Consider the following 18521-nt stretch of genomic DNA (forward strand, 5'->3'; position numbering starts at 1 on the left):
ACGCTAAACGACGGTTTGCTACGCTGTCAGTCTTAGCCAGTGTGATTAAAGGTTCAATTACACGGCGCAGCTCTTTTGCTTTAGGCAAAGTAGTTTTGATGATTTCGTGCTTCACCAAAGAACCAGCCATGTTGCTAAACATCGCTTTGCGATGGCTGCTGTTACGGTTTAATTGACGACCACTCTTACGATGGCGCATGACCCTATCCTTCTAACTAAACTAATATAGTAACTTAGATTACTCAGCTAGACTTGCAGGTGGCCAGTTTTCTAGGCGCATACCTAGAGATAGACCACGTGAAGCTAGCACGTCTTTAATTTCAGTTAGAGACTTCTTACCAAGGTTTGGTGTTTTCAGAAGCTCAACTTCAGTACGCTGTACTAAGTCACCGATATATTGAATTTGCTCGGCTTTCAGACAGTTTGCAGAACGTACAGTTAGTTCTAAGTCATCAACTGGACGAAGTAGAATCGGATCGAACTCCGGCTTCTCTTCTTTCTCTTCTGGCTCAGAAACATCACGTAGGTCTACGAATGCATCTAATTGCTCAGCAAGGATAGTTGACGCACGGCGGATCGCTTCTTCAGGATCTAAAGTGCCGTTCGTTTCCATATCGATGATTAGTTTATCTAAGTCTGTACGCTGCTCAACACGAGCTGACTCAACCGAGTACGCAATACGCTCAACCGGACTGAATGATGCATCTAGCAACAAACGGCCGATTGGGCGCTCATCGTCATCAGAGGATAAACGACTAGACGCCGGTACATAACCGCGACCACGCTCAACACGAATGCGCATGCTGATTTCGCTATTGTCAGCAGTTAAGTGACAAATGACATGCTCAGGGTTGGCGATAGTCACATCTCCGTCGTGCTGGATATCAGCCGCAGTCACAGGGCCTACACCAGACTTAGTCAGGGTAAGGAAAACTTCATCTTTACCTTCTAGAGATACCGCTAGACCTTTAAGGTTTAACAGAATTTCAATGATGTCTTCTTGTACGCCTTCTTTCGCGCTGTACTCGTGCAATACGCCGTCAATTTCAACTTCTGTCACAGCACAACCAGGCATAGATGAAAGAAGTATACGACGTAGAGCATTACCTAGTGTGTGGCCAAAACCACGCTCTAGAGGCTCTAAAACTACTTTAGAACGCGTTGAGCTTACAGCGTCGATATCGACTAATCTTGGTTTTAGGAATTCGGTTACAGAACCCTGCATTTTATCCTCTCTTAACTCTTAACTTTACTTCGAGTAAAGTTCGACGATTAGTTGTTCGTTAATGTCCGCAGACAGATCAGAACGCTCTGGTAGACGCTTGAAAGTGCCTTCCATTTTCTTACCGTCAACTTCAATCCAAGTTGGCTTTTCACGTTGCTCAGCCAACTCTAGAGCAGCGATGATACGCGCTTGCTTTTTAGACTTCTCGCGAATTACTACTACATCTTCAGGAGTAACTACGAAAGAAGGGATATTAACAACACGACCATTAACCATAACCGCTTTGTGGCTTACTAGCTGACGTGCTTCAGCACGTGTGCTTGCAAAACCCATGCGATATACAACATTGTCTAGACGTTGCTCTAGAAGCTGTAACAAGTTTTCACCTGTGTTACCTTTAAGGCGAGCAGCTTCTTTGTAGTAGTTACGGAATTGCTTTTCTAGTACACCGTAGATACGACGAACTTTCTGCTTTTCACGTAGCTGTAAACCGTAATCAGATAGACGACCTTTACGTGCGCCGTGCTGACCAGGTGCTGTTTCTAGTTTACACTTAGAGTCAATTGCTCTTACGCCGCTTTTAAGGAACAGGTCAGTACCTTCACGACGACTCAGCTTGAGCTTAGGGCCCAAATATCTTGCCATGTTCTTTCTCCTAACCTATTGTTATACGCGACGTTTCTTCGGTGGACGACAACCATTGTGTGGAATTGGCGTCACGTCAGTGATGTTAGTGATACGGTAACCAGCAGCATTCAATGCACGAACAGCAGACTCACGGCCTGGACCTGGACCTTTGATGAATACTTCTAGGTTCTTAAGACCGTACTCTTGTGCAGCAACACCTGCACGCTCCGCAGCAACCTGTGCAGCGAATGGAGTAGACTTACGAGAACCACGGAAACCTGAACCACCCGCAGTCGCCCAAGAAAGAGCATTGCCTTGACGGTCAGTGATGGTCACAATCGTGTTGTTGAAAGATGCATGAACGTGAGCCATGCCGTCAACAACCTGCTTTTTGACCTTTTTACGACGAATTGGTGCTTTTGCCATAACTTACCCCACCTTATTTCTTGATAGGCTTGCGAGGACCCTTACGAGTACGCGCGTTAGTCTTAGTACGCTGACCACGTAGTGGTAGCGAACGACGGTGACGTAAGCCACGGAAACAACCAAGGTCCATAAGACGCTTGATGTTTAGTGTAACTTCACGACGAAGATCACCTTCAACAGTGTACTTGCCAACTTCTTCACGAAGGATGTCAAGTGTTTCGTCATTTAACTCGCCGATTTTAGTAGTTTCAGCGATACCTGTCGCAGCTAAGATCGCCTTAGCGCGAGTTTTACCTACACCATAGATGCTTGTTAAACCGATAACAGCATGCTTATGATCAGGAACGTTAATGCCTGCGATACGGGCCACTAACATATCTCCTATAAATAAACTTGATTATCATCTTGCTGGAAAGCCCGTATAGGATACCCAACCGACATTCAAGTTTTACCAAAGAAACAGGCTAAGTAAAGTTACTCAGCCTGCACGACTTAATTTGCTTAGCCTTGCCTTTGCTTGTGCTTTGGCTCACTGCAGATCACACGTACAACACCTGCACGCTTGATTACTTTGCAGTTACGGCAAATTTTCTTAACGGAAGCACGTACTTTCATTACTCAACTCCGTAAACTGACCTTAACGGCCGTAGCCTTTAAGGTTCGCTTTTTTCAGCACAGAATCATATTGATGTGACATCATATGAGTCTGTACTTGTGCCATAAAGTCCATGATGACAACAACGATAATCAGAATCGATGTACCGCCGAAGTAGAATGGCGTTTGCCATGCCATAGTCATAAACTCGGGCACCAGACAGATAAAGGTTATATACAAAGCACCTGCCAATGTCAGGCGTGTCATCACTTTATCAATGTATTTAGATGTCTGCTCACCTGGACGAATGCCTGGAATAAAAGCGCCAGATTTTTTCAGGTTATCTGCTGTCTCACGCGGGTTAAACACCAACGCAGTGTAGAAGAAGCAGAAGAAGATAATAGCCGCAGCTAATACCATCGCATACAGTGGTTGACCTGGAGTCAATACTGCTGAGATAGCTTGTAGCACATCAGCGACCGGACCTTCACCTTGGCCAAACCAGCTTGCTATTGTACCAGGGAACAAAATGATACTGCTAGCAAAGATTGGTGGAATAACACCCGCCATGTTAACTTTTAGTGGTAAGTGCGTGCTTTGAGCAGCAAATACCTGACGACCTTGTTGACGCTTCGCATAGTTTACAACGATACGACGTTGACCACGTTCGAAGAACACAACTAGGTAAGTTACGGCGAATACGATTACCGCAATCAATAACAATGCTAAAATATGCAGATCACCTTGGCGCGCCATTTCTGCTGTCGAACCAATTGCAGACGGCAGGTTAGCTACAATACCAACAAATATTAGAACTGAGATACCGTTACCGATACCACGCTCAGTGATTTGTTCGCCCAACCACATAAGGAACATAGTTCCTGTGACTAAGCTCACTACAGCTGTGAAATAAAAGCCGAAGCCTGGATTCACAACTAGGCCTTCCATCATGTTAGGTAGACCAGTAGCGATACCTATCGATTGGAATGTAGCAAGCACAAGCGTACCATAACGCGTATACTGGCTGATTTTCTTACGCCCTTGCTCACCTTCTTTCTTAAGCTCTATCATCGCAGGATGTATGTGCGTTAATAGCTGCATAATAATCGAAGCCGAGATGTACGGCATAATACCTAGCGCCAATACCGATGCACGCTCAAGCGCACCACCGCTGAACATGTTGAACATCTCAACAATGGTGCCCTTTTGTTGCTCGAAGAATTCGGCAAGTACAGCGGCGTCAATCCCAGGGATTGGCACAAAAGAGCCCAGACGGTAAATAATGATAGCACCCAATACGAATAGTAATCGGCGCTTCAGTTCCGCAAGCCCACTTTGTGCACTTTGCATATCTTGACCTGGTTTAGCCATAGCGTACTTCCTTAGTCTTCTACCTTGCCTCCGGCAGCTTCGATAGCTTCGCGTGCACCTTTAGACACTTTCATGCCTTTAACAGTAACAGCGCGTGAAACTTCGCCAGATTTTACAACTTTTACGAACTGGATGTTCTTTTTAACGATACCAGCTGCCTGTAACGCGTTTAGATCTACCACATCGCCTTCAACTTTAGCGATTTCGAATAGATTCACTTCTTTAGACACAAGAGACTTGCGTGAAGTGAAACCAAACTTAGGTAGACGACGTTGCATAGGCATTTGACCGCCTTCGAAACCAACGCGTACTTTACCGCCAGAGCGTGACTTTTGACCTTTGTGACCACGGCCACCAGTCTTACCAAGACCAGAACCGATACCACGGCCAAGACGCTTACCAGCTGTTTTTGAACCTGCAGCAGGTGAAAGTGTATTCAAGTTCATCGAATTACCCCTCAACCTTAACCATGTAAGAAACTTGGTTGATCATACCGCGAACTGCTGGCGTATCTTCTAGCTCAACAGTGTGGTTGATACGACGTAAACCAAGGCCACGTAATGTAGCTTTATGCTTCGGTAAACGACCGATTGAGCTACGTACTTGAGTTACTTTTACTGTGTTTGCCATGGTGTCTTACCCCAAGATTTCGTCAACGCTAAGACCACGCTTCGCAGCAATACCTTCTGGAGAATTCATATTCTCTAGCGCTGCGATAGTTGCGCGAACGATGTTGATCGGGTTAGTTGAACCGTATGCTTTAGATAGTACGTTCTGTACGCCAGTTACTTCTAGTACTGCACGCATCGCACCACCTGCAATGATACCTGTACCTTCAGATGCAGGCTGCATGTAAACTTTAGAACCCGCATGGCGACCCTTGATTGGGTGCTGTAGCGTGTTACCTTTAAGTTCAACAGTGATCATGTTACGACGTGCTTTTTCCATTGCTTTTTGAATAGCAGCAGGAACTTCACGTGCTTTACCATAACCAAAACCTACTTTACCAGCGCCATCACCAACTACTGTTAGTGCAGTGAAGCTAAAGATACGACCACCTTTAACCACTTTAGACACACGGTTTACCGCGATTAGCTTTTCAGCCAATTCAGGCTGTTGTGCTTTTGCTTCTACGTTAGCCATTGTCTACTCCTAGAATTGCAGACCGGCTTCGCGCGCAGCATCAGCTAGCGCCTTCACACGGCCGTGATATTTAAAGCCACTGCGATCAAAAGCGATTTTTTCAACGCCTTTGTCAGCTACGCGCTCAGCGATTGCTTTACCAACTGCTTGAGCCGCTTCGATGTTGCCTGTGCCTTTAACTGTTTCAACAATTGCTTTTTCAACAGTAGAAGCAGCAGCCAGTACATTACCCTCAGCATTGATTACTTGAGCGTAAATGTGACGTGGCGTGCGGTGGATAACAAGACGTGTTGTGCCTTGTTCGATAATATTTCTACGAGTGCGCTTAGCACGACGTAGACGAGCTGTTTTCTTATCCATCGTCTTACCTTACTTCTTCTTAGCCTCTTTACGACGCACGTGCTCATCAGCGTAACGTACACCTTTACCTTTATAAGGCTCTGGTTCACGGTATGAGCGGATGTTAGCAGCTGTTTGACCAACTAACTGCTTGTCTGCGCCTTTAACAACAATTTCAGTCTGGCTTGGAGCTTCGATAGTGATACCTGTTGGGATCTCGAAGTTCACTGGGTGAGAAAAGCCAAGGGTTAAATCTAATGAATTGCCCTTAACTGCCGCACGGTAACCAACACCTACTAGCTGTAGTTTCTTCTCATAACCATCGTTAACACCAACAATCATGTTGTTGATTAGCGCACGTGCAGTACCAGCTTGAGCCCAAGCATTAGCAACTTCACGAGGAGCTGTAGTGATAACGTTGTCGTTTAGTGAAACTTCAACCGCATCGTTGATTGTGCGAGTTAATTCACCGTTCTTGCCTTTAACTTTGATGTCCTGGCCGTTAATTGTAACTTCAACACCGGCAGGAACATTGATTGGAGCCTTCGCTATACGAGACATAGTTCCCCTCCGATTAAGCTACAAAGCCAATGATTTCACCACCAACGCCAGCGGTACGCGCAGCGCGGTCTGTCATCAGGCCTTTAGAAGTTGATACGATAGCGATACCTAGACCACCCATTACCTTAGGTAATTCGTCACGTCTCTTATAGATACGTAGACCAGGGCGACTAACACGCTGGATGTTTTCGATTACAGCTTTGCCTTCGAAGTACTTAAGTTCGATAGTCAATTCTGCTTTTACGTCACCAGATACTGCGAAGTCAGTGATATAACCTTCGTCTTTAAGTACCTTAGCTACAGCTACTTTCAGCTTTGAAGTTGGCATTGAAACAGATACCTTCTTCGCAGACTGACCGTTACGGATACGTGTGAACAAATCCGCAATTGGATCTTGCAAGCTCATGTCTTACTCCCGTGATTCTATTACCAGCTAGCCTTTTTAAGGCCAGGAATTTCACCGCGCATCGCTGCTTCGCGAACTTTAATACGGCTTAAGCCGAACTTGCGAAGGTAACCATGAGGGCGGCCCGTGATGTTACAACGATTACGTTGACGTGAAGGGCTAGAATCGCGTGGTAAAGACTGTAGCTTTAACACTGCATCCCAACGCTCATCATCAGATGCATTAACATCGCTGATGATAGCTTTTAACGCAGCACGCTTTTCAGCATACTGAGTAACTAATTTAGCACGTTTTACGTCACGTGCTTTCATTGAATTCTTTGCCATAACCCTACCCTTACTTTTTGAATGGGAAGTTGAACGCTTCTAACAACGCACGGCCTTCGTCATCTGTTTTCGCAGAAGTAGTGATTGTGATATCCATACCGCGAACGCGGTCTACTTTATCATAATCGATTTCTGGGAAGATGATTTGTTCACGTACGCCCATAGAGTAGTTACCGCGACCGTCAAAAGACTTTGCGCTAACACCGCGGAAGTCACGAATACGTGGCATCGCGATAGAGACTAAACGCTCTAGGAAATCCCACATACGCTCGCCGCGTAGGGTTACTTTACAGCCAATTGGGTAACCTTCACGGATCTTAAAGCCAGCAACTGATTTGCGTGCTTTAGTCACTAGAGGCTTCTGACCAGAGATTGATTCTAGGTCTGCTACTGCGTTTTCTAGAATTTTCTTGTCAGCTAGGGCTTCGCCCACACCCATGTTAAGTGTGATCTTTTCGATCTGAGGGACTTGCATGACAGAGCTGTAACCGAACTTCTCTTGAAGCTCTTTTACCACTTTGTCTTTGTACACTTCATGCAGTTTCGCCATCGTCTACTCCAACTATTAAATAGTTTTACCGGTAGACTTGAAGAAACGGACTTTTTTACCGTCTTCAAATCTAAAACCTACACGATCCGCTTTGCCAGTTTCGGCATTGAAAATCGCTACGTTTGATACGTCGACTGACGCTTCTTTCTCAACAACACCGCCAGCTTGCTGTAGTTGTGGTACAGGCTTCTGGTGTTTCTTGATGATGTTAACGCCTTCAACAAATACTCGGCCAGTTTCAGTAACAACTGAAAGCACTTTACCGCGCTTACCTTTGTCTTTACCGGCTAGTACGATTACTTCGTCATCACGACGGATTTTTGCTGCCATGATCGACTCCTTATAGTACTTCTGGTGCTAGTGAAACGATCTTCATGAACTTTTCAGTACGAAGTTCACGAGTCACAGGGCCGAAGATACGAGTACCAATAGGCTGTAAGTTATCATTTAAGATAACAGCCGCATTGCTATCGAAACGGATTAAAGAGCCGTCTGGACGACGTACGCCTTTTTTAGTACGCACTACTACTGCGTTTTTAACATCACCTTTCTTCACTTTGCCGCGAGGAATCGCTTCTTTAACAGAAACTTTAATGATGTCGCCAACCGCTGCGTAGCGACGGTGCGAACCACCAAGGACTTTTATACACTGCACTTTGCGAGCGCCGCTGTTATCAGCAACGTCCAGCTGAGTTTGCATTTGGATCATCTTAATGACCTCCGGTGTAGTTACAACTCGCCTAGATTTCGTTCAAAATCAAGGCATTTAGGTTAAATTCCACTCAAAAAACTGTGATTATGTCTTTCAAGGGCGGGCAATTGTACCAGCAATGTCGCATCAAAGATAGTTCAATTTTTAATTAATTTAACGCGTTAACATGACGTACCAATTACAGTTTGGGGATATAGCGACAAGCAATCGAGAATTCAACCACTTGCGCATATATTGAACAAATTTTACAGCGGAAATTTTGTTTCGATTATTATTTACTCAGATGCTTTGAGCAAAAACATCTCGAATTTTAAATCTGAGAAACTCAAAATTTAATCAAAAACGATATTTAAAGAAAATAGTCGAGATAAATCTCGACCTACGGCTCTCTTTTACTTTTGATGTAATCACCCACATTGCTTACGGTGTCTAACCAATAACTGTTTTTAGGGTCCTGTAAGTAAGGAATAAGCTGGTCTAACATTTTGGTATCGACGGTGTACATGCCTTTTTCGCCCACTTCATGTCCAGCAAGAATTATCCAACTGTTATTTGCCCTAAGGTGCTCCAGTAACCCTTTTAGCTCTTCAAAACTAACACCGTCCATCCTAATTCCTGTGAGCTGCGCAAAGTCAGTATAAGTTGGGTGGTTAGCGGTTTCATCTAACCACGTGCGGCCACTGTCAAAATGCTTCGCAATCATCGGCACATAACTTTTTACTTCAGCGCCGCGACCAACAAAGGTATTACCGCAAGGATATGCAAAACTTCTGGGGGTTACGCCTAAATGCTTTTCAATATATTTTGTAGTGCTTACTACATCGCGTTCTATGTAGGCCAAATCAACCTGTTCGAGTCCTTTGTCCTTTTCCCTCAGCCAAGCAAAGTTGCCCGTACATAAGTGTTCACTGGTGTGATTACCTATTTCATGCCCCTGCTTCACAGCGGCTTGCCACAATGCGAGCTTTTCCTTCACCTGTGGTGGCATAACATAAAATGTGCCTTTCACCTTATGGCGATTGAGTAGCGGCACTCCCACATCAACTTGGCTTGGCCTTGCATCATCAAACGTAAGGCTTATTGCGTTACGAGCATTATTGGGGTAACTAAAGGTTTGTTTGTTATCTGCCGCTATACTAGACGTATTTACGAGCAGAGCGCTTGCCATCATGGCGGCCAAACTGAAGTGAGAAACTAAATTAGAAGATAACTTTGCCATTTGCTTGTCCTTATAGTTGTTTATCCTTATAACCTACATGCGGCTGTGAGTATGACAAAGTGTTAAATTTTCAACTTGTTATTTGCGACTAAGCCCAACGCAAATGGTACTAATTTAGTATTTTTAGCGATACACTAACCCCAATAATAAAAGAGAAAGACAGCGCTGTGTTGAAGTTAGAAGAATACTATCAGGACGTGATCTTGCTCGCCGAAGGCGGAATGAGCAAAGTGTACCTTGCTACCGACAAAAAATTAGGCCGCCGAGTGGCGGTAAAGGTGATGTCACTAACTCAGCACACGCAATCAGATGCACTCAACGAAGCCCGCCTGTTAGCGCGTTTTAACCATCCAAACATAGTACAAATTTATGATGTCTTTGAAAGCGATGGGCAAATGGCTTTGGAAATGGAATATGTGCAAGGTGCAACTTTACAGCACTACACAAAAACACACGTATTAACTACCGAGCAAAAAGTAGAGCTACTAAGCCATGTCGCCGATGGCCTGGCCTCAGCTCATGGCCAGAACATTCTTCATTTAGACTTAAAACCTGGCAATATACTAGTTAATGAACAGAGCATAGCCAAAATTGCCGATTTTGGTATTTCACAATTAGAAGACAACCAAGCCTCTCGTCCACATACCAGTTACGGTAGTCTCACAGCAATGTCACCAGAGCAACTTCGTGATGAAACGCTAGACAGTCGCAGTGACTTATTCTCATTTGGGCTAATAGCTTATCAACTGTTAGCAGGACATCATCCTTATTTCGAACAAGCTGACGATGGCAGTGACAAGTCTATTGCTGAACAGATCAAGTTCCAGCCGTTAAAAGCCAGTGCTAAACGTATTTTAGATATTCCCCCTGCACTGGCACAGCTCATTGATCGCTTATTGCAATATGACAAAAGCGCTCGTCCAAGCAGCGCTAATGAAGTCAGTCAGCAGCTAAAGCAAATTTTACACGCCTTTAGCTACGATAACAGCGAAGCGACAGTGTCACTTGAACAAATAGAGCTACGAGATAGAGCCAGAGAGAAAGCCAAAGCACGTAAAAAGCAATTAGGTATTGCAGCACTTTTCACCTTTTTAGTGTGCTTAGCCGTTGGTGGGTACTGGTATTGGCAGGAAACCAAACCCAAGATCTATATTGCAGCGCTACCAGTAGAATTCAGTGAAAGCACGCAAATATTGAATGCTCACAAACAAATTATTGAATTGGCTATCCAAGATGCAATAAAGCAGTACTTTCTCGACGATTCCAGTTACGTATTGATTGCTAATAGCGAAATAAGCCAAACACAAAAGCTACTTGGTGATACCGCGCCTTTAAAAGAAATCGGCGCAGCTTTGAATGCTGATATTCTAATATCATCCCAGTTAGTCTGTGATGTGAACAGCTGTGACATTGAATTAAGCACCATCAATGGAGCCAATGCAGCGTTAACTAATAGTGTTCGAAATGTCACTTCTAGTGAAAGTTACGGCGATGTTTTTAATGTCACATTATCCTCCTTATACTCATTAGCAAAAGAAAAGTCTGCACCTGAATTGAATGACAGAAACTTTTTGAATCAATACGCAGAGCTCTATCGTGAAGCACAGTCTGTTAATATTGAAAATCGTACAACGATTAAAAAAATAGAGTCATTAATCCGAATCTCCCCCGACTTTCTTCCTCTTTATTCGATATATACAAAGACTGCCATCAACGCGTTCAAAAATAGCTCAGACAATTTAATCTTACATTCGCTGAGTGAAGTGCTTGAATCAGCCCCTGAAAAGCTCAAAAATACGCCACTTTACCAAACACATCTTTTGCAACTTTATCAATACTCTCAAAATAATCGAGAAGCCAGAAAAGTATTAGAAGCCATCCACCGCTCCTCATTAGATGAGTTCGAAAAGCAAGGACTTATCAGCTTTTACTTGGATTTAAAAGGTGACTACGAAGCGGCATTAATACATACCACTAATGCATTCAAGCTAAGACCGACTTTGAGTATCACAAGAAATGCCGCTTTTCTAAACATACGCTTGGGTCGCTACGAACAAGCACTTAGCTATCTCGAAAAAGCACAACAATATGCACCCAATGATTTTAAAACACTCAAAACAATTGCGGATATTTATTCATTCTTGGGCAAACTCGACGAGGCAAGTGCAGCGTATAAAAAGCTAATAGAAAAAGAAAAAATCAATACGGCTACCCTGAACAATTACTCCGTTGTTTTAATGCTAAAAGGAGAGCTTATCTCCGCATTAGAATATACATCACAAGCCGTTGAACATGCGCCTAGCAAAGCTGAGTTTTTGATAAATCATGCTGATTTACTAACTTTAACTAACCAACAGCAAAAAGCGGAAGAGGTTTATTTACGGGTGCTTACTCTAGACGACTCAAAAGTCACAAAATTGGTAAAAGCACAAGCACTGGCACATTTGGGGAATTTTCAAGAAGCATTATTACTGGTAGAACAGCAAATTGCGTTAGAGCCAAATTCAGCGGAAGCCTACTATGTTAAGGCGTTGATACAAACTTTATTGCACGAAACCTATTCTGCTATTTCTTCATTACAACGTAGTTTAAATTTAGGCTGGAGTGCCGTATTTTATAGACTAGCGTGGTTCAAACCACTTTGTAACCAACCAGATTTAGCAGCACAGATAGGTCAGCTAAACTATTCCTATCTATGCCAAAAAACTTAAATCAAGAAGGTGGATCAACGTCTTCGATTACAATAACTGGATCTTGAGAAAAATAACGCATTTGTGAATCATTCTTATGTTTTGCTATGAGTCGATAAGCAACCTTAAAGTTATTGTTAGGCTGCAGGGGGATTGCAAACCCAGAGTCTAGGTGACCCGCCATTTCCTGAGCAGCGCCCTCAAGAATCGTTTTAGACGACTCAATGCTACTGATACTTACAATCATACTACGACCATCGTTAGCAACAATGCTGCTCACTTGATAGTTAAAGTTGTCTTGTGCATTAACAAATAGCGTACCGTTATCAGCGAATTGCCAACCGCTATCAAAGCTTCCAGAGTCAAGTTCATAATATAAGTTGACCGACTTTCCTGATAACTCAGAAATGTCTATAACAACTTCTTCTACATCCTCGTGTTGAAGGTTAGTGATTTTCCAAGGGGCAGTTTTCGCCGCCTCTTCAGAGTGTTCTACAGGTGGTAAAAAACCAGGAGTAACTATATAACTGAGCGACTGTTGCGTCATCTTTAATATCCTTCGTTTGTTTGCAGAGCTATTCGCACTTAATATAAGCACATCAGCTGCACCAATGCCATTACAATAGGTTACAGCAAGCAAAGCGACTACAGTGATTCACCAAAGCCGAAACCATAATCAGCAGGCTCAACTCGATGAGAAGTACTATAAAAGTCATCCGCAATACAGCCTTGCCCAATATGAAGCAAACAAACTCTACTAAGCTCTAGTTAATCGCTCATATACAAGTACGGCTACCTTTAATAATTATGCCATTGTATTGATGCTCTTAGGTGATTTAGAACGGGCACTCGCATTTGCTGAAAGAGCCACTCAGTTGGCGCCCAGCAATGTAGAAATCTTACTTAACTATGCAGACATTTACTCCCTAATGGGTGAGAAGGCGAAAGCCAGTGAAGTGTATCTGCAAATTTTAGCCAGTGCTCCAGCAAGCCAAGTTGAAGTCGTGCGCATTCAAGCTTTGGCACACCTAGGTCGGAACCAAGAGGCATTAATAGCAATTGATGAATATTTGGCAGAGTATCCCGATTCAGCTGAGGCTTTTTACGTAAAATCGCTAATTCAAACGCTGATAGAAGAAAAGTATTCCGCGATGGCTTCACTGAAAAAAAGCATTGATTTAGGCTGGAGCCCGTCTTTTTATCGCTTGTCATGGTTCAGGACACTATGTCACTCGCCATCACTTGAATTAAGAATTGGCACAGAACACTTTACCTATCTGTGCCAAGTGCAAATTACGAATTAGACTGGAGCATCTGGCTCGTCAATTATCACCCTTGGATCTTGAGAGAAATAGCGCACGGCACCATTTGCAGAATCATTTTGAGCAACAAGTCTGAACTCAATATTTGAGCTGTTATTCCTCACTAGTGTAACAACCCTCGCACCGGGGTTAGCTGAAAGCCCTTCGATATCATTTTCACTTAGCGTATTCGCAACATTCAATGCCTCAATCTTAACCTCAACCGTTAACTCATCTTTTAATGTGCTTGTAAGGTTATAATTGAAGTTATCTTGCGCCTCGATAAAGTAAGTACCGTTTTCAGCAAAGCTCCAGCCAGCTTCATCGGTAACGAGCTTATAGGTTAGAACAGCGCTTTCACCCTGAGCTAATTTAAGTTTAACTGGCTTATCGTCATATATCCAGTTGCCCTCAGCTTTTGGGGTCACCATGTATTCGAGTAAATAAGTAGGTGTACTCATTATTTTATCCTTCCTTTGTTTGTAGAGCTATCCGCATCCATTTAAGCACATGAATAGCAGTAATCCTATTGCTGTAGATTACAACTTATAGGCATAAGCCAGTCATAAGCTCACTATAACCGCATATAGATAATTAACTCGCGATGAATATAGAACAAGGGCTACCATCGGCAAGCCCTTGTTAAGCTGAAATTGATTTAAAACAAACAGATGAGCTGTTTATTGAAGCGTCATAAAGATCTATCCACCAAACAAACCTTTAAGTTTGTCTTTTACCTTATCCTTAACCTTGTCTTTGGCTTTGTCTTTTGCCGCTTCTTTTAGGTCTAGGTTAGTTTCAACTTTGTGGAATGGACCTTTGATCCGCACTGGAATTTTAAAACCAGTACTGTCATCGCTACTGGCTTGCCCCTCAATGGTATCAACAATTCCAGTCACCACACGGTAATCAACTAAAGTTTGTGGTAAATCAACGGTGCCCTTGCCTGTCACTCGAAGTAACGGGCTTGCCAATGAGAAGTCATCGTTTTGACCTACGCCTTTGGTAAAGATAAAGGTGCCAGTCATGGCTGAGAAGTCGGTTTTTTGATCTGGGTCGAAATTGGCATTGAGCCCTTGCGATACCGAAGAGAAATCGCCTTTGAGCATCTCTTTGCCCTTACGGATCATCTCAGCAAGGTTTGCGCCTTTTACGCCACCATCTTTGAACTCAAAACCTAATTTACCACCTAGAGCATTCACAAATTGCTTTTGACTAACGCCTTGTGTGTTTAACGTCCAATTAAGACTACCTTTACCCAATACTTTGTCAAAGCCAATGGCATCAGTCAGTAGTGGCTCGGCATTAATTGCCGTTAACGCAAAGTCAGTACTGATGGCATAAGGTTTTGTTGCCGCATTTACAACAACCTTACCTTTACCCTGACCTTCATAGGCTTGGAATTTATCTAGGCTCAGTGTCGCCTTACCTGAGTTAAGTACTAGACTGATTTGGTTTTCGCCAAGCTTAATTTCTCTCGCACGTAGCCCTGTAGAGGTGATCTTCACATTCGCATTGAGGCTATTAAATGCTGACAAATCAATTGCAGTGTCATCCCACACGATAGGCTGTGCTGGTGCGCCTTCTGACTCAGGTTGCGTTTGTGGTTTTTCCACAGGTTCTGGCAAATAAGGGTTAAGATCTAACATGCCAAGGTCAACACTCGCGGTAATATCAGGCTTACCTGAGAGGGTGACTTTACTTTGACCTTTTATTACCAATTCGTCCAAGGTTGCCTCTAAGGCATTGAGAGTAAAGACTTGCCCTTGCATCGTCATTTTGGCGTTTAGGCCAAAGTCGTTGAACGCATTTTCTTTGGCTTTTAGGTCAACGCCCTGCCACTTAGCTAGCGCTTTTACCGAGTCGCCAGTCAAGGCTAATTGACCGCGAATGGTTTTACCTTGCTCTGCAATTTCACCTTTATAGTCAAGGTTGAACAGCGCTGATTTTACTTGTTGTTCAACATTAAAGGTTTCACCTTCGATCGCCTTTGCGGGGTTATCGAGTGTAGTAACTAGGTTAAAAGTTTGACCTTGAAAAGTCAGCTTGCCGTCGACTTCTAATGGTTGATACAGTGACGATAACATCACGCTAATGTCTAAATCAGTTACCTGATATTCAGCGCCTGTCACACCATCAAGGTAAGTCACCGAACCACCATAAATCGCCACTTCGCCAAGGCTAACATCTAAGCCTTCCGGTAACTGCATATTACCTTGTGAACTGGTTTGCGCCGTTGGCGCGCTTTCTGCACTGGTGGGTAGCAACTGCCAGTTAGCATTACCTTGTTTGTCGGTTTCTAGAATAATTTTAGGATTATTGATCACAAAGCGCTCAAGCTTAGCTTCACCAGACAGCGCACTTAACCACGGAATATGCACGGCAAGTTGCTCCATGGCAAACATATCTGGGCGACTGCCCGTTGCCATGTTGGCAAATCGCACTTGGTTTAGCTCAATGTGCAGCGTTGGGAAAATACCGATGTCAGAGTCGCCATCGATCGACAGTTTTCTACTTGTCACTGACTCAACCTGTGACGTGACTTGGTCAATAATTGCCTGTTTGGGGATTAAAAACGGGGCTGCGATAACAAGAATAATAATAAGCGCGACAATGGCGCCTACGATTTTAACTAGCCGGTTCATTGCTTTTCCTTCGTAAGGCTTGGTTCTCTTTATGATAACGGCTGTAGTCGAATATACCATGAATAAAGGCAAATAATTTGTACTGAGCGATTGCAACCTTTTGACTAATCGGTATGATCCTCGCCCTTGCCAGTTTTTAGCGTCATTAGCTATATTTTACTGGTTGGTTTATTAATCAAACTTGGAGTATCTAACCCGCATGAAGAAACTGCTCATATCACCGTCAAACATGGCCTTGGGCGAACAAGAAAGTCAGATCTATCAAAATATCCTCAAACAGGCCACGGAGATCAGCCTTAATCTGATGGCGGTTAAGGTGGAAAATCACCCTGAAGATTTTCTTGGTTGGTGTTATGAACTGCTTGATGTGGCGAAAAATCGTATCAATTTTGATTTACTGGATGACCATCAATTACCCACAGTGAAAAAGCTACAAGATCTGCTCATCGCAGCGATTAGCTTTTTACAACTCAAAACGTTACGCATTGCGCCTTGGCCTATGGTGGCTGCATTTATTACCAGTCACAAAGAAGTGATTGCACTAGATGAGCAATTAAAACTGATTGAATACCTTAAACCAATGCGCAGCACCCCACTTAAAGACATGATCAAAGAAGATCGCCTTGCCTTTAGCGGTAAGCATGCTGCAAATTTAGATACCAGCGTGTATCAATTTGACGTAGAGTGGTTTGCCTCCACCAAAAGTGCAAAAGGCTTTCACCAGTTATTAGACGACCTTCCGGGTGCTTTTGATGAAGCGCTAGCCGCAATCCCGGCAGAAGGTGACGTGACGCTCGAGCATTACCAATCATTTATGGTCGGGTATTTAAGTGCCTTTGCTGGCAGCGAGGAAAAGCCAACGCTTGCACCAGCTACTCGCCTATTAGCAATGCGTCGCCCAGATGTGTTCACACCAATAACCTCGAGCAAGCTTGACGCTTTATGCCAAGCGCTTGGTGTTGCTAAGCTAAACAATCGCGATTTTGAGCGTTACTGGACCGATGTCGTCAGCACCATTAAAGCAATGCCATGGTATACGATGGCCGCTCCTGTGGATGAGTTTGAAACGCAACTTGCTGAAATTAAAGCGCTGCTACCATGCCTGTTTTATTACGCGGATAAAGACACCGCCACTAACTCCAATTACTTTAAGCTACTGCATAAACCTCAGCGCAGCGGCACCAGTGGTGGCAAAAAAACACTACGCCGCGGTAAAGAGTCAGCAGAAGTGTTAGTCGACCGCGCACTCGCGGATGAGTCTATTCCAGAGCATATTCGCACCAAACGTGACTCGATAGTCGCTGAAGTGGAAAAAGGCCGCAGTGTTGATGAAACCATCAGCTTAATGCGCACCATCTTTGGATAACGACTGACTCCAAACACAGCTTGCATTATTACTGTGCAGGCTGTGGTACTTTGCACCAGCCATGTGCAACACTTATGCAAATCATTATGTCCTACTTTCGAAACTCAGAAATTAAATTCCAATATTTTTAACAACATAGAATAAATTCTCCGCCATTTCCTGACATTGGCCTCCCTCTTGCACTTACTCTTTGCAGAAAATGCAATGACAACAACCGAATAATAACTCTGTGTTCAATGGGGAAAACAGAATGAAAAACAAACCTTTGCTTATGCTACTCGGCGGCCTGACTGCGTGCTTTTGTGTCTCTGCTCAGGCGGAAGTGACCGCGAATATTGCGGCAAGCTCAAATTATTACTGGCGTGGTATCACCCAGACTGATGACGGCGCAGCGGTGTCTGGCGGCTTGGATTATAGTAATGAGTCTGGGTTTTATGCAGGCACTTGGGTCTCTAACATCGACTTTGGCGACTCCGCCAGTTACGAAATGGATCTGTACGCGGGTTACGCTGGCGAAATCAAGGGCATGAGTTTTGATTTCGGTTATATCCACTACGCCTATCCCGATGCCAGTGGAGATATTGATTTTGGCGAGATTTACGCCGCGCTTGGCTGGCAATACTTTACGTTTAAACTCAGCCACCTAGCTACAGCGCAAAGCGACTCAACCACAGAAGAAGACATGCTATATGCCGAAGTGTCGGCCAGCTTCCCCATTTTTAAAGACAGTGAATTAACTCTACATATTGGTCGCTCCAGCGGAGACACAGTGCTTGAGTGGACAGGTGAAGACGATGCTTATATGGATTACGGGGTGAGTTTATCTACGCAAGGCTTTACCTTTGGATTAGTAAAAACCGACCTAGACAGTAATGACGATATCAAAGCATACGTAAGTTATGGATTAGATTTTAATCTGTGATGACCAAAGGTGAGCGGTCCTGTGACAGCCGCATCACCTTATTTTTACTTGCTGCAACACGTAGGGCCGAAAGGCCCTTTTTTTGTGGCTGAATTTA

25 protein-coding genes (1 of these 25 running past the window's edge) are annotated in these 18521 nt (G+C 43.8%); 4 read left to right on the forward strand and 21 right to left on the reverse strand.

Annotated elements, in window-relative coordinates:
* The 18 genes from rplQ to GSF04_RS22065 all read right to left on the reverse strand — a co-directional run.
* Window positions 1–199: the beginning of a 50S ribosomal protein L17 gene (rplQ, locus tag GSF04_RS21980; RefSeq protein WP_211858792.1), read on the reverse strand. It extends 200 nt beyond the left edge of the window; only the first 199 of its 399 coding nucleotides appear in the window; the start codon lies at window positions 197–199; the stop codon falls past the left edge of the window.
* A 39-nt stretch (window positions 200–238) separates the two neighbouring features.
* Entirely contained in the window at window positions 239–1225 is a 987-nt protein-coding gene (rpoA, locus tag GSF04_RS21985) for a DNA-directed RNA polymerase subunit alpha (RefSeq protein WP_010378288.1), read from the reverse strand.
* Between the two features lie 24 nt (window positions 1226–1249).
* The gene (rpsD, locus tag GSF04_RS21990) at window positions 1250–1870 is read right to left on the reverse strand and encodes a 30S ribosomal protein S4 (RefSeq protein WP_010378286.1); all 621 of its coding nucleotides are present in this window, start codon (window positions 1868–1870) and stop codon (window positions 1250–1252) included.
* A gap of 21 nt (window positions 1871–1891) precedes the next feature.
* On the reverse strand, window positions 1892–2278 hold the full coding sequence (rpsK, locus tag GSF04_RS21995) for a 30S ribosomal protein S11 (protein WP_010378285.1): 387 nt from the start codon (window positions 2276–2278) through the stop codon (window positions 1892–1894).
* Window positions 2279–2291: 13 nt separating this feature from the next.
* Window positions 2292–2648 carry a 30S ribosomal protein S13 gene (gene rpsM / locus GSF04_RS22000; protein WP_010378282.1) on the reverse strand — a complete coding sequence of 119 codons (357 nt, stop codon included), beginning with the start codon at window positions 2646–2648 and terminating at the stop codon, window positions 2292–2294.
* A 131-nt stretch (window positions 2649–2779) separates the two neighbouring features.
* Entirely contained in the window at window positions 2780–2893 is a 114-nt protein-coding gene (rpmJ, locus tag GSF04_RS22005; RefSeq protein ID WP_002959476.1) for a 50S ribosomal protein L36, read from the reverse strand.
* Window positions 2894–2915: 22 nt separating this feature from the next.
* Window positions 2916–4244: a preprotein translocase subunit SecY gene (secY, locus tag GSF04_RS22010; protein WP_010606805.1), complete on the reverse strand. Its 1329-nt coding sequence runs from the start codon at window positions 4242–4244 to the stop codon at window positions 2916–2918.
* Between the two features lie 11 nt (window positions 4245–4255).
* Window positions 4256–4690, reverse strand: coding sequence for a 50S ribosomal protein L15 (gene rplO / locus GSF04_RS22015; protein ID WP_010378278.1), 435 nt, complete (start codon window positions 4688–4690; stop codon window positions 4256–4258).
* 4 nt (window positions 4691–4694) lie between these two features.
* Complete coding sequence (gene rpmD / locus GSF04_RS22020) at window positions 4695–4874, reverse strand: 50S ribosomal protein L30 (protein WP_010378276.1); 180 nt, start codon at window positions 4872–4874, stop codon at window positions 4695–4697.
* Between the two features lie 6 nt (window positions 4875–4880).
* A complete protein-coding gene (gene rpsE, locus GSF04_RS22025) occupies window positions 4881–5387 on the reverse strand; it encodes a 30S ribosomal protein S5 (RefSeq protein ID WP_010606806.1) in 507 nt (168 codons plus the stop codon).
* A 9-nt stretch (window positions 5388–5396) separates the two neighbouring features.
* A complete protein-coding gene (gene rplR / locus GSF04_RS22030; RefSeq protein ID WP_010378271.1) occupies window positions 5397–5747 on the reverse strand; it encodes a 50S ribosomal protein L18 in 351 nt (116 codons plus the stop codon).
* Window positions 5748–5756: 9 nt separating this feature from the next.
* Window positions 5757–6287 (reverse strand): 50S ribosomal protein L6, encoded by a 531-nt coding sequence (gene rplF / locus GSF04_RS22035; protein ID WP_010378268.1) that lies wholly within the window; start codon window positions 6285–6287, stop codon window positions 5757–5759.
* Between the two features lie 13 nt (window positions 6288–6300).
* The gene (gene rpsH / locus GSF04_RS22040) at window positions 6301–6693 is read right to left on the reverse strand and encodes a 30S ribosomal protein S8 (protein ID WP_010378266.1); all 393 of its coding nucleotides are present in this window, start codon (window positions 6691–6693) and stop codon (window positions 6301–6303) included.
* 20 nt (window positions 6694–6713) lie between these two features.
* Window positions 6714–7019, reverse strand: coding sequence for a 30S ribosomal protein S14 (rpsN, locus tag GSF04_RS22045; RefSeq protein ID WP_010378264.1), 306 nt, complete (start codon window positions 7017–7019; stop codon window positions 6714–6716).
* Window positions 7020–7029: 10 nt separating this feature from the next.
* Window positions 7030–7569 (reverse strand): 50S ribosomal protein L5, encoded by a 540-nt coding sequence (gene rplE / locus GSF04_RS22050; RefSeq protein ID WP_010378262.1) that lies wholly within the window; start codon window positions 7567–7569, stop codon window positions 7030–7032.
* 15 nt (window positions 7570–7584) lie between these two features.
* Entirely contained in the window at window positions 7585–7899 is a 315-nt protein-coding gene (gene rplX / locus GSF04_RS22055) for a 50S ribosomal protein L24 (protein WP_010378260.1), read from the reverse strand.
* A gap of 10 nt (window positions 7900–7909) precedes the next feature.
* Window positions 7910–8278 carry a 50S ribosomal protein L14 gene (gene rplN, locus GSF04_RS22060; RefSeq protein ID WP_010378257.1) on the reverse strand — a complete coding sequence of 123 codons (369 nt, stop codon included), beginning with the start codon at window positions 8276–8278 and terminating at the stop codon, window positions 7910–7912.
* 382 nt (window positions 8279–8660) lie between these two features.
* Window positions 8661–9500 carry a polysaccharide deacetylase family protein gene (locus tag GSF04_RS22065; RefSeq protein ID WP_211858793.1) on the reverse strand — a complete coding sequence of 280 codons (840 nt, stop codon included), beginning with the start codon at window positions 9498–9500 and terminating at the stop codon, window positions 8661–8663.
* A 167-nt stretch (window positions 9501–9667) separates the two neighbouring features.
* On the opposite strand from GSF04_RS22065, the gene GSF04_RS22070 reads away from it, so the two are divergent.
* A complete protein-coding gene (locus GSF04_RS22070) occupies window positions 9668–12211 on the forward strand; it encodes a serine/threonine-protein kinase (protein WP_211858794.1) in 2544 nt (847 codons plus the stop codon).
* A 1-nt stretch (window position 12212) separates the two neighbouring features.
* Here the strand turns inward: GSF04_RS22070 and GSF04_RS22075 are convergent, their stop codons facing one another.
* The gene (locus GSF04_RS22075; RefSeq protein WP_211858795.1) at window positions 12213–12737 is read right to left on the reverse strand and encodes a hypothetical protein; all 525 of its coding nucleotides are present in this window, start codon (window positions 12735–12737) and stop codon (window positions 12213–12215) included.
* A gap of 265 nt (window positions 12738–13002) precedes the next feature.
* Between GSF04_RS22075 and GSF04_RS22080 the strand changes: the two genes are divergently transcribed.
* Window positions 13003–13494 (forward strand): tetratricopeptide repeat protein, encoded by a 492-nt coding sequence (locus GSF04_RS22080; RefSeq protein ID WP_349251741.1) that lies wholly within the window; start codon window positions 13003–13005, stop codon window positions 13492–13494.
* Here the strand turns inward: GSF04_RS22080 and GSF04_RS22085 are convergent.
* Window positions 13491–13952: a hypothetical protein gene (locus GSF04_RS22085; RefSeq protein ID WP_211858796.1), complete on the reverse strand. Its 462-nt coding sequence runs from the start codon at window positions 13950–13952 to the stop codon at window positions 13491–13493. The two genes, GSF04_RS22080 and GSF04_RS22085, sit on opposite strands and share 4 nt — an antisense overlap.
* A 240-nt stretch (window positions 13953–14192) precedes the next feature.
* Window positions 14193–16136 (reverse strand): AsmA family protein, encoded by a 1944-nt coding sequence (locus tag GSF04_RS22090; protein ID WP_211858797.1) that lies wholly within the window; start codon window positions 16134–16136, stop codon window positions 14193–14195.
* Between the two features lie 199 nt (window positions 16137–16335).
* Between GSF04_RS22090 and GSF04_RS22095 the strand changes: the two genes are divergently transcribed.
* Together GSF04_RS22095 and GSF04_RS22100 are read left to right on the forward strand one after the other, a co-directional pair.
* Window positions 16336–17502: a hypothetical protein gene (locus GSF04_RS22095; protein ID WP_211858798.1), complete on the forward strand. Its 1167-nt coding sequence runs from the start codon at window positions 16336–16338 to the stop codon at window positions 17500–17502.
* 250 nt (window positions 17503–17752) lie between these two features.
* Window positions 17753–18424, forward strand: coding sequence for a TorF family putative porin (locus GSF04_RS22100; RefSeq protein ID WP_211858799.1), 672 nt, complete (start codon window positions 17753–17755; stop codon window positions 18422–18424).
* Window positions 18425–18521 lie beyond the last annotated feature (97 nt).

This window comes from Pseudoalteromonas sp. A22 (assembly GCF_018141345.1).
GTDB classification, from domain to species: Bacteria; Pseudomonadota; Gammaproteobacteria; order Enterobacterales; family Alteromonadaceae; genus Pseudoalteromonas; species Pseudoalteromonas maricaloris.